General features: G+C 69.3%; 13 protein-coding genes and 1 pseudogene. 9 read left to right on the forward strand and 5 right to left on the reverse strand.

The features are described from left to right. Positions 1 to 46: 46 nt before the first annotated feature. A complete protein-coding gene (locus H5411_RS24475) occupies positions 47 to 466 on the forward strand; it encodes a MarR family winged helix-turn-helix transcriptional regulator (RefSeq protein WP_101438365.1) in 420 nt (139 codons plus the stop codon). Here H5411_RS24475 and H5411_RS24480 read toward each other — a convergent pair. Further along, complete coding sequence (locus H5411_RS24480) at positions 409 to 1,407, reverse strand: helix-turn-helix transcriptional regulator (protein WP_101438366.1); 999 nt, start codon at positions 1,405 to 1,407, stop codon at positions 409 to 411. The genes H5411_RS24475 and H5411_RS24480 overlap by 58 nt on opposite strands. An 89-nt stretch (positions 1,408 to 1,496) precedes the next feature. Between H5411_RS24480 and H5411_RS24485 the strand changes: the two genes are divergently transcribed. Beyond that, a complete protein-coding gene (locus H5411_RS24485) occupies positions 1,497 to 1,895 on the forward strand; it encodes a VOC family protein (protein WP_101438367.1) in 399 nt (132 codons plus the stop codon). 49 nt (positions 1,896 to 1,944) lie between these two features. Continuing rightward, positions 1,945 to 2,466, forward strand: a complete 522-nt coding sequence (locus H5411_RS24490) for a phosphoribosyltransferase family protein (protein WP_101438368.1) — start codon at positions 1,945 to 1,947, stop codon at positions 2,464 to 2,466. Positions 2,467 to 2,519: 53 nt separating this feature from the next. Here H5411_RS24490 and H5411_RS24495 read toward each other — a convergent pair whose 3' ends face one another. From H5411_RS24495 to H5411_RS24505, 3 genes are all read right to left on the reverse strand, one after another. After that, on the reverse strand, positions 2,520 to 4,214 hold the full coding sequence (locus H5411_RS24495) for a bifunctional diguanylate cyclase/phosphodiesterase (RefSeq protein ID WP_183125124.1): 1,695 nt from the start codon (positions 4,212 to 4,214) through the stop codon (positions 2,520 to 2,522). Between the two features lie 221 nt (positions 4,215 to 4,435). After that, positions 4,436 to 5,344, reverse strand: a complete 909-nt coding sequence (locus H5411_RS24500; protein ID WP_101438370.1) for an SAM-dependent methyltransferase — start codon at positions 5,342 to 5,344, stop codon at positions 4,436 to 4,438. A 296-nt stretch (positions 5,345 to 5,640) separates the two neighbouring features. Next, positions 5,641 to 6,222 carry a TetR/AcrR family transcriptional regulator gene (locus tag H5411_RS24505; protein ID WP_101438371.1) on the reverse strand — a complete coding sequence of 194 codons (582 nt, stop codon included), beginning with the start codon at positions 6,220 to 6,222 and terminating at the stop codon, positions 5,641 to 5,643. 78 nt (positions 6,223 to 6,300) lie between these two features. On the opposite strand from H5411_RS24505, the gene H5411_RS24510 reads away from it, so the two are divergent. The 3 genes from H5411_RS24510 to H5411_RS24520 all read left to right on the forward strand — a co-directional run bounded on the left by H5411_RS24510 (position 6,301) and on the right by H5411_RS24520 (position 8,798). Further along, a complete protein-coding gene (locus H5411_RS24510; RefSeq protein WP_101438372.1) occupies positions 6,301 to 7,686 on the forward strand; it encodes a cytochrome P450 in 1,386 nt (461 codons plus the stop codon). A 159-nt stretch (positions 7,687 to 7,845) separates the two neighbouring features. Beyond that, complete coding sequence (locus H5411_RS24515) at positions 7,846 to 8,343, forward strand: nitroreductase family deazaflavin-dependent oxidoreductase (protein WP_244194774.1); 498 nt, start codon at positions 7,846 to 7,848, stop codon at positions 8,341 to 8,343. Next, positions 8,343 to 8,798 (forward strand): NUDIX hydrolase, encoded by a 456-nt coding sequence (locus H5411_RS24520; RefSeq protein ID WP_101438373.1) that lies wholly within the window; start codon positions 8,343 to 8,345, stop codon positions 8,796 to 8,798. Before H5411_RS24515 ends, H5411_RS24520 begins: the two co-directional genes overlap by 1 nt. A 155-nt stretch (positions 8,799 to 8,953) precedes the next feature. Here H5411_RS24520 and H5411_RS24525 read toward each other — a convergent pair whose 3' ends face one another. Next, a complete protein-coding gene (locus H5411_RS24525; protein ID WP_101438374.1) occupies positions 8,954 to 9,499 on the reverse strand; it encodes a GlcG/HbpS family heme-binding protein in 546 nt (181 codons plus the stop codon). Between the two features lie 184 nt (positions 9,500 to 9,683). Between H5411_RS24525 and H5411_RS24530 the strand changes: the two genes are divergently transcribed. The 3 genes and pseudogenes from H5411_RS24530 to H5411_RS24540 all read left to right on the forward strand — a co-directional run. After that, positions 9,684 to 10,802, forward strand: a complete 1,119-nt coding sequence (locus tag H5411_RS24530; protein ID WP_183125125.1) for a sensor histidine kinase — start codon at positions 9,684 to 9,686, stop codon at positions 10,800 to 10,802. Next, on the forward strand, positions 10,795 to 11,430 hold the full coding sequence (locus H5411_RS24535) for a response regulator (RefSeq protein ID WP_101438376.1): 636 nt from the start codon (positions 10,795 to 10,797) through the stop codon (positions 11,428 to 11,430). The genes H5411_RS24530 and H5411_RS24535 overlap by 8 nt, the downstream gene beginning before the upstream one ends. Positions 11,431 to 11,806: 376 nt before the next feature. Continuing rightward, positions 11,807 to 12,666 (forward strand): annotated as a pseudogene (locus tag H5411_RS24540) (hypothetical protein); the annotation flags it as partial.

A 12,666-nucleotide genomic window follows, 5' to 3' on the forward strand; every position in this document is an offset into this window, starting at 1 on the left:
ACTTGAGATAAGCAACCTGTTTTCGCACGGGGTAGGCTCCGCGGCCATGAAGTACCGCCACGCCGACGTCGCTCTGGCCGTCAAGCGCCTGCAGCACCGCCATCACCGCGCGCTGAGCCAGGCACTGCAGCCGCTGGGGCTTTCGCTCGTGCAGTGGGACACGTTGCGGCACTTGGACAACCATCCGGAGGCATCGCTGCACGACCTCGCCGTGCTGACCTTCCAGACCGACCAGTCCTTCGGCACGCTGGCCGCGCGGATGGTCGACCGCGGTCTGATCGAGCGGGTCCCGGGGCCGGGCCGGGCGGTGCGGCACCGGCTCACCGAGAAGGGCGCTGAGCTGCGGAAGGCGGGACAGGAACTCGCGGACGTCGTGGTGAAGAAGTCGTTCAGCCGGCTTTCGGCGGCTCAGCTCAACGAACTGGGCGCGCTGCTGGACGCCGCGTTGGAGTCTGATCCGGCGTAACCGGCCAGCCGGTCGGCGAGGGCGCGCATCTGGTCGCGGAGCGCGTCCGGTCGCTCGATGACGAACGGCCGGTCGAGCGCGGCGAGCCGCGGCGGGATCCAGTCGAGGCGTTCGGCCCGGATCCGCGCGCGGATCCACGGGTCGTCCGCTTCCAGGACGGCGATGGACGGCGGGAACGCTGCGCGGATCTCCTCGGCGGTCGCGCGGATCCGCACTGACACGTCGTGCCGGTGCGGTGCTTCGGCGATGCCGGTGAGCACCTGGTGGGCGGGGTCGAAATCCGTTGGGGCGCTGAAGGTTCCGTCCTGCGGTTCGGCCCGTTCGATCCGGTCGACGCGGAACGTGCGCACCTGCCCGGCACTGGAGTCGAAGCCGGTGAGATACCAACGGCCGGAATGTGCCACGACACCGTACGGCTCGACGACGCGCTCGCTGCTGCGGCCGTGAACCGCGGTGTAGGCGAGTTTGACCGGCCGCTGATCGCGCGCTGCCTCGGCGACCGCGAGGAGCACCTCGGCCTCGGCGGTGAGCGAGGCGCGCGCGGGAGCGGTGAAGTCGGCGACCTCCAGCAGCGCGTCGAGCCGGCGGCCGAGTGCCTCGGGCAGCACCCGGCGGACCTTCGCGACCGCGCTTTCCGCGGCCGCGACCGACGTGGTGACCAGCCCGGCGCGCCGGCCCGCGACCAGTCCGAGCAGGACCGCGAGCGCCTCCTCGTCGGTGAGCATCAACGGCGGCATCCGGTAGCCGGGCGCGAGCCGGTATCCGCCGTAGCGGCCGCGCACGGAGCGGACCGGAATGTCCAGGTCAAGCAGGTGCTCGACGTAACGGCGGACGGTGCGCTCATCGACGTCCAGCCGCCCGGCGAGTTCGGCGACGGTCCGCGTGCCGCCGCCCTGGAGGATCTCCAGCAGCGCCAGCACGCGGGCGATCGGCCGGGTCATGCCGGGAATTCTCGCAATACCGGGCGGATCCTGTCCACTATTGCTTCTAGCGTGGTCGGCAGGTAATCACCCCAGAAAGGAATGTGGCCGTGCAGTTGACTTCCGTCCGGATCATCACTGGTGACGTCGACCGTCTGACGTCCTTCTACGAGCAGGTGACCGGCCTCGTGGCGAGCCGGCCCGCGAAGCAGTTCGCCGAGTTCGCCGGCGGGCCGGCGACCCTGGCGATCGGCAGCGCCGAGACGATGGCGCTGTTCAGCGCGGGTGCGGCGGTGCCGGAGTCGAACCGGACCGTCATCCTGGAGTTCCTGGTCGAGGATGTGGACCGCGAGTTCGCGCGGCTCCGCCCGCTGCTCGCGGAGATCGTGCAGGAGCCGACGACGATGCCGTGGGGCAACCGGTCGCTGCTGTTCCGCGACCCGGACGGCAATCTGGTCAACCTGTTCGCGCCGCAGACCGAGGAGGCCCGCGCCCGGCTCGCCCGGTGACCGGGAAATCGCCTCGCCTGACCGGCAGGTGACCCGCCAGGATCGCCGCATGACACGTGCTCTCCTGCTGGACCGGTTCCGCTGGGTCGACGGACATGCCGATCTCTGGCCGGTTTTCCGCGACGGGGCGGCGTTCGCCGAGGTGGTGCGGGCACTGGCCGAGCCGTTCCGGGACGCGGGCGTCACCGCGGTGTGCGGGATCGAGTCGCGGGGCTTCCTGCTCGGCGGTGCCGTCGCGCTGGAACTGGGCGTGGGGTTCGCCGCGGTTCGGAAGGCCGCCGGGCTGTTCCCCGGCGAGAAGCTGACGCGCGAAACGGACCCGGACTACCGAGGTTTCCGGCACGTCCTGCGGATGCAGCGCTCGGCGCTTTCGGACGGCGACCGGGTGCTGCTGGTGGACGACTGGGTCGAGACGGGCAGTCAGGCGCTGGCCGTGCGCGACCTGGTGACCGAGGCGGGCGCGGAGCTGGTCGGCTGCGCGGTGCTGGTCGATCAGCTCGACCCGGCGGTGCGGTCGCGGCTCGGGCGGCTGCACGCGTTGCTGGCCGCGGACGACTTGCCGGAGTGCTGACTCTTGGCTGGGGCCGGTCGTTTCAAGGGGTCGCCCGGCGAGCTGAATCGCGGCTAGGGCTGGGAAAGCAGCATCGGCGGCCGGTCGTTCTTTTCCTTGCCGCCGCGGAGAATCTGCGCCCGCCCGGCACCTGGCCAGCTGTTGACCCAGCTCGAGCCCCGGATCCCCTTGGCCTGCTTCTTCAACGGTGCCAGCAGCCGCGCGCTTTCGCGGTACGAGCCCGCCGAAGCGCCGGTCTGGACGATGCTCGCCAGGGAAAGCGTGACCGGCACGCCGTCGGCGGACCAGTCGCGTCCGAGGACGGCGTCGGCGAGGGCCGTGATGTTCTCGACGCCGCATACGACGAGGAAATCGTCGCCGCCGACGTGGCCGACGGTGACATCGCCGAGCCTCCGGGCCTGGTCGGTCAGCGCTCGGCCGATGGCGCGGATCAGGTCGTCGCCCGCGGCGAATCCGGCGGTGTCGTTGAGCCGTTTGAAGTGGTCGATGTCCAGCCAGGCCACGACGAACGGCCGTCCGGCGCCGGCCCGGCGGGCGACGTCCTGGGCGATCGCGTCGCTGCCCGGCAGCCGGGTGAGCGGGTTGAGCGCGACCGCGGCCTCGACTTTCACCGCGGCCATCCGGCGCATCACCTCGTTCGGCCGCACCACGCCCTGGAACCGGCCGGACGCGTCCGTTACGACGAGGTCGTCGCCGCTGTGCTCGGCTCCGCCGTCGGCGATGAGCTCCAGCAGTTCGCGGGTGCCGGTGTCGATCCGGACCAGCCGCGGCGGGCTGGCCAGTTTCGCGGCGGGCTTCCCGGAGTACAGCGCGTGCCCGTACCGGCCGGTCACCGCGAGCAGGAACCGCATCCGGTCGATCGTCCACTGTGGACGCGCCTGCTGATCCAGGCCGACGATCGCCTTCGGCGCGTGCTCGGCGGACAGGATCGCGTGGACGTCGTCGCACGTCGCGTCGTCCGGCAGGGTCTTGGCCTGGCGGAGGAATTCGGGGATCCGCAGCCCGGCCGAGGGCGAGACCACCATGGTGCCTGGCTGGTCGCCGCGTTCGGCGGTCGGCAGCACCCGCTCGGGAGCGGCGGTGGCGAACAGATTCCCTTGGACCAGACGGATTCCGGCGCGCCGCGCGACGTCGAGTTCCGCGTCGTTCTCGATCCCCGTCGCGACGAGCCGCAGGTCGGTTTGCGCGGCGAACTGCACCAGCGCCTCGACGAGCGCGACGGTCGCCGCGTTCGCCGGGAGCCGCCGCAGCGTCGCGCGGTCCAGCTTGATCATCTCGATCGGCGCTTCGGCGAGCAGGTTCATCGGCAAGCCCGCGGCGCCAAGCCGGTCGAAGGCCAGCCGGAAGCCGAGGTCGCGCAGCCGGTGCAGGCCCCGCAGCAGGGTTCCCGGATTCGGGATGGCGAGCGGTGCGGTGATTTCCAGCACGACGTCGGCGGGACGGCGGCCGGTGCGTTCCAGAGTCTGCAGCAGCGGGATGAAGCGCTCGGCGGGCGCGCCGGCGGTGCTGGAGCTCAGATTGAGATGCAGCGACACCCCGGCGGAGGTTTGCGGGACCACCGCGGCCGCGCGCACCAGGAGGTCGAGGTCGGCGTCGATCAACTGCGCTTGATCGCCTGCCGCGTCGAGCAGGTCTTGGACCCAGCCGGCCGCGGGGTGCCCGACTGCTTCGACTGCGACAGCTGAGCCGCTGTAGAGGCTGTACAGCGGCTCGAAGGCGAAACGGACCTGGTCAGCGGGGGCGAGCACACGCAGATCCTCGCTCGGAACGCACGGATCTCCATAAAACCGTTATCTTCTGTTGACCTGCCCGGCGAGGGGCTCGAACCGGAAAACTTCTCGGGATCGTTGGCTGTGCTTGGGATTCGCGCGCGTCCGGGCCAAACCCTCGGTATGGTCCGTGATGACCATCACAAATCGGCTACGAAGCCCGTGTGACCAGGCGTGACGGCTTGACCACCGGCGATGTCCTACGCCAATACGCCGCTGATGTACCGAAGATCGCCCATGCGCAGATCGTCGTCCCGCAGAGGCGGCAGACCGTTGGCGGCGAGCAGCTCCCGCACCGTGCTTCCCCGCACCGCCCAGCCGAGCCCGGTCAGGTACGGGGCCGCTTCGTTGCGCTTGCCGAAGTAGCGAAGCCTCGTCATGTCGGTGTCGAAACCCTCGCCGCGCCATTGTGCGGAGATGCGGTCGAGGCGTTCCTTCGTCTTGTCCTCATCGCCCGGACGCGGGTTGGGCCGGTTTTCGGTGGCGACCCAGCTTCCCGGCGCGCTGAGTGCGGTGATGGTGTCCAGCAAGCGATCTTGCGCTTCGGGCGGCAGATATCCGAGCAGGCCTTCGGCGCTCCACGCGGTCGGCTGCGCCGGGTCGAACCCGGCGGCGCGCAGGGCGGCGGGCCAGTCGTCACGCAGGTCGACGGCGACTGCCCGCCGCTCGGCGGTGGGCTCGGCGCCCAGTTCGGCCAGGACGCGGGCCTTGAACTCGACCACCGGCTCCTGGTCGATCTCGTACACCACGGTTCCGTCCGGCCAGGGCAGCCGGTAGGCGCGAGAGTCCAATCCGGACGCGAGGATCACGGCCTGCCTGATGCCCGCGGCGGACGCGTCGAGGAAGAACTCGTCGTAGAACTTGCCGCGGATCTTGGCCGCGTCGATCCAGATCCGGCCGACTAGGTCGTTCGACGGGGTCTCGCCGGACGCCAGTTTGGCGAGCAGGTCGACGCTGACCGCCTGGACCAGTGGTTCGGCGAAGCGGTCCGAGAAGAGGGTGTCGTCTTCTCGGGTCGCGATCGCTCGTGCTGCTGCGGCCATGGTCGCGGTCGCGCCGACGCTGGAGGCCAGGTCCCAGGTGTCTCCGTCTTGTCGGGCGGAAGTCATTGTGCTGATTTGCCTTTCGCCGGGGGGCGTGGTTTCTGCTCGTCGCCCTGGCGGGCGACATTGCAGGTGGGTGGTTGCGTGGGGCACCCCGAAGCTGATTGTGCTGACGGTTCGGGGGTGCTTGTCAAGGCGGGAAAGATGCCTTGACAAGCACCCCCGAACCGCAGAGGAGGCTTCGTATCGGGGTGCGGGGGAGGGTGTGGGTGCCTCGGTTGTTGGGTGCGCTGGTTGCGGTTGGGGGTGGGTGCCTGGTGGGTTGGGTGCGGCGGTGCGGTTGGGTGGTGGGGTGGCGCGGGTCAGATCGTTTCCGGGTTAACGTCAACCGCTGCGAAAAGAGTTCGTGCGCAGAGGTCCCGTAGTTCCTCGGTGCTGATCTTCGGTTCGTCCAGCCAGTCCAGGATCAGCGTCGCCACGAACGAAAGCCATCCTCGGACCGCCAGTCGAGTCGTGGGGGTGACCGGGCGCAGCAGGCTCACCGCGGACAGGATCCGTTCTGCGTTCGCTGCCATCCCGGCTTCGCAGATCTCCCGGATCTCGCGGTCGGCGTCGCCTGCGCTGCGGTGCACGATGCGGTAGCCGTCCGGGTGGGTGCGGGCGAATTCCAGGTACACCTCAAGTCCGGCGCGCAGTTGCTCGGCCACCGGCAGCGCCGGGTCGGGTTCGCTCATTTTCAGCAGCTGGTCGCGCTGCTCGCGGACGATCGCGGCGAAGAAGTCCTTCTTGGTCGGGAAGTAGTGGTACAGCAGGCCGCGCGAGACGCCGGCGATTTCGGCGACTTCTTCGATCCACACCTCGTCGTACGGGCGGCCCGCGAACAGGCCGGCTCCGATGGTCAGCAGCTGTTCGCGCCGCTGTTCGGTGGTCAGGCGCGTCCGCATCGCCCCAGCTTACTTGACACCGGTTCAGTAGCGGGGGATCGTGACCCTATTGGATGTGGGTTCAGTAGGGAGCGAACGTTGGACACCACCGCGATTCCGCACCGGCCGGGCAGGCTGCCCGTGGTCGGCGACCTGCTCGGGGCCAGCCTGCGCACGCCGCTGCAGAGCACCATGCGCGCCGGGGCGGGGCTCGGGCCGATCTTCACCCGCAAGTTCTTCGGTCTCGAGATCGTGTTCGTCGCCGGGATCGACCTGGTCACCGAGTTGAACGACGAGACGAGGTTCGGCAAGCACGTCGGGCTCGGCGTCGAGCGGTTGCGTGCGGTCGCTGGCGACGGGCTGTTCACGGCGCACACTCGCGAGCCGAACTGGCGCCTCGCCCACGACATCCTGCAGCCCGCGTTCTCCGCCGAGTCGATGCGCCGCTACCACTCGACGATGCTCGAGGTCGCCAGGGAACTGACCGCTGCGTGGGACCACGCGACCGGGCCGGTCGACGTCGCCGCCGACATGACGCGGCTGACCCTCGAAACGATCGGCCGCGCGGGCTTCGGCTACCGGTTCGGGTCGTTCGAACGGGCCGAACCGCATCCGTTCGTCACCGCGATGATCCGTGCGCTGCGGTACGCGCAGCTGGAGAACGTCAAGCTTCCGTTCGTGCGGCGCGCGCTGGCTGGGTCGGCGGCGCAGAACCAGGCCGACATCGCGACCATGACGAACCTGGTCGACGAGGTTATCGAGGCGCGGCGCAGGGAAGGCGGCGAGGCCCGTGACCTGCTTGGCCTGATGCTCACCGAGGGCCACCCGGAGACCGGCGAACAGCTCGATCCGGTGAACATTCGCAACCAGGCCATCACTTTCGTCGTCGCGGGCCACGAGACGACGTCCGGTGCGCTGTCGTTCGCGCTGTACTACCTGACGCGCCACCCGGAGTTGCTGGAGAAGGCTCGCGCCGAAGTCGATGCGGTGTGGGGCGATCGCGAACCGGCTTTTGGCGACGTCGCGAAACTCCGGTACGTCCGCCGCGTTCTCGACGAGGCGATGCGGCTGTGGCCGACCGCGCCCGGCTACTCCCGGGAAGCCCGCGAAGACCTGGTGCTGGGCGGAAAATACCCGATGCGCAAGGGTGATTCGGTCATCGTGCCGCTGCCGATGCTCCACCGCGACCCGACGGTGTGGGGGCCGGATCCGGAGAAATTCGACCCGGACCGTTTCGAACCGGCGGCGGTGCGGAAGCGCCCGGCCCAGGCGTACAAACCGTTCGGCACCGGGGAACGCGCGTGCATCGGCCGCCAGTTCGCGTTGCACGAAGCCGTGCTGGCGTTGGGGATCATGGTGCAGCGCTACGACTTCGAGGCAGACCCGGCGTACGAGCTGAAGATCGCGGAATCGTTGACGCTGAAGCCGAGCGGGTTCACCGTCCGGCCGCGGATTCGGGAGCGGGCGACGGCCCTGACCGCTTGATCCGCTGCCAGTTCCCCGGACAGCGTCTTGTGCATCGCCGCGCTATCTTTGTTCGGCCCGATTGCCGGCAATTGACCGATTGGTGGCCGGGAGTTTGCTCGGGAACTCCACCGCGCTCATCGCGGACCTGCATCATGCGGCAGGGGAAGGAGTTCGACCGTGAAACCGATCGCGCGCACGGTCTTCAAGGCGCCGGCGAAGCTGTACGACCACGACCTGGGATGGTTGCTGGGCAAGCGGTTCCTGTGCCTGACCCATTTCGGCCGCAAGTCCGGTCGCCGATACCGGACGGTCCTGGAGGTGGTCGGCCTCCGCCCCGGAACCGGCGAGGTGCTGGCCATCGCCGGGCTGGGCCCGTCCTCGGACTGGTTCCGCAACATCCAGGCGGCCCCCGCGGCGGAGGTCGCGATCGGCCGCCGAAAGTTCGTCCCCTCGTGCCGCATCCTCGACGAACCCGAAGCAGTCGACGCGATCGCCGACTACGAACGGCGGAACCTGCTGCTGCGGCCGGTTTTGCGTCCCGTGCTGAGCAGGCTGCTGGGCTGGCGCTACGACGGCTCCGACGCGGCGCGGCACCGGTTGGTCCAGCAGTTGCCGATCGTCGCCTTCCGTCCTCGTGGCGGAGCCGAACCCGACCAAGAAGGTACTGACCGCTGATGAACTACATCGCCGAACTGCGCGCACTAGTCGGCACCCGCCCGCTGATCCTGCCCGGCACGTCAGTGCTGATCGCCGACGAACGAGGCAGGCTGCTGCTGGTGTTCCGCGAGGAGAGCCAGGACTGGGGGCTGCCCGGCGGATTCCTCGACCCCGGCGAGTCCTATGAGGACGCCGGCCGTCGCGAAGTACGCGAAGAAATCGGCTTGGTGGTACGGGATCTCGAACTGCTCGGCGTCTACTCCGGACCGGAGTACTTCTACCGCTACCCGCATGGCGACGAGGTCCACAACGTCACCGCGGCGTTTGCCGCGACCGTCGAGAACACCGACGTCACCGTGGACGGCACGGAGATCACCGGCTACGAGTTCTTCGACCTGGACCGTCTTCCGGACGACATCATCGCGCCGGAAAGGCCGATCGTCGAGGACTACGTGAAGCGGTTCGGCGGATAGGTTCTCGGTGCCGGGCCGACGAGTCAGTCGAGCGCTCATTTCCGGCTCGGCGAACTAGCTGCTTGCACGTCGAGTGGTCCGGTCAATTATCGCCCGGCGTCGCGACCCGGCCAGTGGGCCTCGCCGCCAGCGACGAGGCCCACCGCACCAGTGCTTCACTTGCCGAGCGCGTCCACGCCCGCCTGGGCGAAGCTCTCGTCCTGCGCACCCGACGGCGCACCGGCCACGCCGACCGCCGCGATCGGGGCGTTGTTCGCGTCCACCGGGACCGCTCCGGCGAGGAACAGGGTGCCCTTGATGTCCTTCAGGGTCGGGGTCTGCTGCAGCCGGCCGGTCAGCTCCGAGGTCTTGGCGTTCCACGAAACCGCGGTGAACGCCTTCTCTTCGGCCGACGAGTACGACTGCGGGCCCGCACCGTCGCCGCGCAGGGTCACGATGGTGTTGCCGTCGCGGTCGACCACCGCGACCGACACTTTCTGGCCCGCCTTCTCGGCGGCGGTGAGCGCGGCCTGCGCGGCCTTCTGCGCGGCGGCGATCGACAGGTGGGTGGTCTGGACCAGCCCGTTCGGCGCGGCTTGGGCAGGCGCGGCCGGAGCCGGGGTGGCGGCGTTGGCGGCCAGCGCGCCGGTGGTGGCGGCTCCGATCACGGCGAGTCCGCCGACGACGGTGGCGATGCGGGTCTTGGCGGTGAAGCTCTTCATCGGGGTGCTCCTTGGCTTGTCCGGCTCGATGCGTTCATCGTGCGTCCGGGACTGCCTTCGCCGGATCGGAGTCTCGGCTCGCCTCGCGGCGCGGAACGGCCGACACTCAGGTCATCCGATCGGCTGATGTCGGCCGGGTTCGCACAGGTCAGGTTCCAGAGCGGAACGGAAACGGAGGGCGGCGATGACCGATCGGGACGCGCGGTGGCTGGCCGCGACCATGCACACGGCGTTCTTTCTGCTGCTGGTCGCGTCGATCGTGCGGTTCCTCGACCACCATCACGGCGAGCCCGCCGCGCCGTGGGTGATCGCGCTGACCGGCTGCCTGGCCGCGGTCTACGCGGTCGGCCTGGTGCTGCGAGTCACCGGGCCCGAGCAGGTGACCGTGCCGTATCTGGCCTGGCTGACCGTCGTGACCGTGCTGTGGGTGGTGCTGGTGCTGCTCGCGCCGAGCTTCGCGTGGTGCGCGGTCCCGCTGTTCGTCACCGGCCTCCGCACGCTGCCCACCGGACCCGCATTAGTGCTGGTGACGCTGGTGACCGCACTGGTGGTGATCTCGCAGAACCGGCTGTCGACCGGCTTCGACCCGAACCTGACGATCGTCCCAGTGGCTGTCGCCGCCGTGACCGCCGCGGTGATCACGTACCTGCGCCGGCAGGCGGTCCGGTTGCGGGAAACCGAGCGTCGCGCGGGAATGCTGGACGAACGCCAGCGGCTGTCGCGCGAGATTCACGACGCATTGGCGCAAGGGCTGTCCAGTCAGGCGATGCTGCTGCAGGCGGCCGACCGCGCGTGGGGCGACCCAGACCTGGCTCGTGAGCATTTGCATGCGGCACAACAGATCGGCACGCGCAACCTCGCCGAAGCCCGCGGCCTCGTGCAGGATCTGGCCCCCGCCGACCTCGACGGGCACTCGGTCGAGGAAGCCCTCCGGAACGTCGCCGAACGTGAACCGCAGCCGGTGCGCGTCCAGATCGACGGGCCCGCGCGGCCGCTGCCGAGCCGCGTGCAGTCCACTTTGGTGCGTATCGCGCAGGGCGCGCTGGCCAATGCGCGTGAACACGCCGACGCGTCGGGAGTGGCGTTGACCCTCACCTACCTAGACGATGAGGTCGTGCTGGACATCACCGACGACGGCCGCGGGTTCGACCCTGCCACCCCGAGCGCCGACGGCCGCGGTCACGGCCTGCCCGCGATGCGCGCGCGGGCGGCGCAACTCGGCGGCCGGTTGACCGTCGAATCCGCGCCCGGACAGGGCACCGCCATCTCGGCTGCGATTCCGTTGGGACCAAGCCATGCCTGACGACCAGCCCATTCGCGTCGTGCTCTGCGACGACCACGCCATGGTCCGGGCCGGTCTGCGTGCGCTGCTGGCCGGTGCGGGCGGGATCGAGGTCATCGGCGAGGCGGCGACCGGGCAGGAAGCGATCAACCTCGCTGCGGCGTTGCGGCCGGATGTGGTTTTGATGGATTTGCAGCTGGGCGACGGAATGGACGGAGTCGAGGCGATCCGGCGAATTCGTTCTGTTGCCGAGCCGCCTCGGGTGCTGGTTTTGACGACTTATGACACGGACGCTGATATCACGCGATCTATTGAGGCTGGGGCTACGGGATACTTGCTGAAGGCTGAGTCCGCGGACGAGTTGTACGCGGCGATTCGGGCGGCCGCGGCTGGTCGGACTGCGTTGTCGGCTCCGGTGGCGGACCGGATGATGGCGCAGTTGCGTGCACCTCGGCCCGCGTTGACTGACCGGGAGCGGGACATTCTCGAGCAACTCGCGCAGGGGTTGGGGAATCGGGAGATCGCCCGGCGGTTGTTTATCAGCGAGGCTACGGTCAAGACGCATTTGGGGCGGATTTACGAGAAATTGGGGGTGGATACGCGGGCAGGGGCGGTTGCGGTGGCTAAGGAGCAGCGGTTGTTGCCTTGACCGTGGTGGCGTGGGGTGCCCCGAAGAAAGCGTGGGGCCCCGAAGAAAGACGGTGGTTGCGCGGGGCGCCCCGAAGCTGAGTGTGACTACGGCGCGGGGGTGGTGTGGGTGCTGGGTGGGTTGGGAGCGTGGGCTGCGGTTTGGTGGGCGCGGGGTTTGGCTGCGTGGGCGAGTGGAGGTTGACGCCGAGTTGCACGTTCACCTCATCGGTTCCGCCGACGTAGGCACGGAAAGCGAGACTGGTGCCGAGGCCTGACTGGGCTCGGAAGCCGTGCTGGATCGCTGATGCCCGTTTCCGCTTACCCGCAGTGTACGAAGCTCCAGAAAGTTCACCCGGTAAGGTGGCGGCCGTTGTCCACAGCCAGGGAGCAGGGGTATGACGGCTGTCCACGCCGACATCGATTCGACAGTGCCGGAAGCGGATCGCCCGAAGCGGACCCTGCCGGCGCTGCTCGCGTCGCTCGGGCTCCTCGTCGTGTTCCTCGCCGGCGCGTGGGCGGCCTGGTTCTTCACCATCGACGACGCGTTCATCAGCTTCCGCTACTCCGCGAATCTCGCGGCCGGCCACGGTCCGGTGTGGAATCTGCAGGGCCCGCCGGTCGAGGGCTTCACGAACTTCGCCTGGGTCGTGTGGGGCGCGCTGGGCTCGGTCCTCGGTGTCGCGCTGCCGTTGTTCACGAAGCTGACTTCGCTGGTACTCGGACTCCTCACGCTGGCGATGCTGCTGCGCGAAGGGCACCGCCGCGGCGGGATGCTGGGCCTGCTCGTCGGGGCGGGCGCGTACGTCGTGTTCCTTCCGACCTACTTCCACATCACCGGCGGCCTCGAAACCGCCGCGTTCGCCGCCGTGCTGCTCCGCGTCGTCGTGCTCGGACTGCGAGTCCTCGACGGGACGCAGCTGCGCGCGTGGGAACCGCCGGTCCTGCTGGTCCTGCTCGGCATGATCCGCCCGGAGGGTGCGCTGGCCGCGCTGCCGGTGGTCCTGTGGTGGCTGGTTCGGCAGCGCGGCCGGGCCCAGTGGCTGTGGACGGGGGCCGCGGCGCTGGTCGGCGCGGGGTATTTCGTCTGGCGCTGGCAATTTTACGGCCAGCTGCTGCCCAATACCTTCTACGTGAAGTTCGGCAACCTCTCGCTCGGCTGGATCTGGACGAAGCACACGACGCTGGTCCTTCTGCCCTTGCTCCTGCTGACCCTCTCGCTGCTGTTCCGCCGGGCAACGCGCGCGGTTGGCGTACT

The sequence above is a fragment of the Amycolatopsis echigonensis genome (assembly GCF_014174495.1).
Classification (GTDB): domain Bacteria; phylum Actinomycetota; class Actinomycetes; order Mycobacteriales; family Pseudonocardiaceae; genus Amycolatopsis; species Amycolatopsis echigonensis.

What these genes read in the sequence shown, in the direction of transcription:
- H5411_RS24530 (WP_183125125.1), top strand. Translation starts at nt 9,684, where the DNA reads ATGACCGATCGGGACGCGCGGTGGCTGGCCGCGACCATGCACACGGCG.
- H5411_RS24480 (WP_101438366.1), bottom strand. Translation starts at nt 1,407, where the DNA reads ATGACCCGGCCGATCGCCCGCGTGCTGGCGCTGCTGGAGATCCTCCAG.
- H5411_RS24475 (WP_101438365.1), top strand. Translation starts at nt 47, where the DNA reads ATGAAGTACCGCCACGCCGACGTCGCTCTGGCCGTCAAGCGCCTGCAG.
- H5411_RS24525 (WP_101438374.1), bottom strand. Translation starts at nt 9,499, where the DNA reads ATGAAGAGCTTCACCGCCAAGACCCGCATCGCCACCGTCGTCGGCGGA.
- H5411_RS24490 (WP_101438368.1), top strand. Translation starts at nt 1,945, where the DNA reads ATGACACGTGCTCTCCTGCTGGACCGGTTCCGCTGGGTCGACGGACAT.
- H5411_RS24535 (WP_101438376.1), top strand. Translation starts at nt 10,795, where the DNA reads ATGCCTGACGACCAGCCCATTCGCGTCGTGCTCTGCGACGACCACGCC.
- H5411_RS24505 (WP_101438371.1), bottom strand. Translation starts at nt 6,222, where the DNA reads ATGCGGACGCGCCTGACCACCGAACAGCGGCGCGAACAGCTGCTGACC.
- H5411_RS24520 (WP_101438373.1), top strand. Translation starts at nt 8,343, where the DNA reads ATGAACTACATCGCCGAACTGCGCGCACTAGTCGGCACCCGCCCGCTG.
- H5411_RS24500 (WP_101438370.1), bottom strand. Translation starts at nt 5,344, where the DNA reads ATGACTTCCGCCCGACAAGACGGAGACACCTGGGACCTGGCCTCCAGC.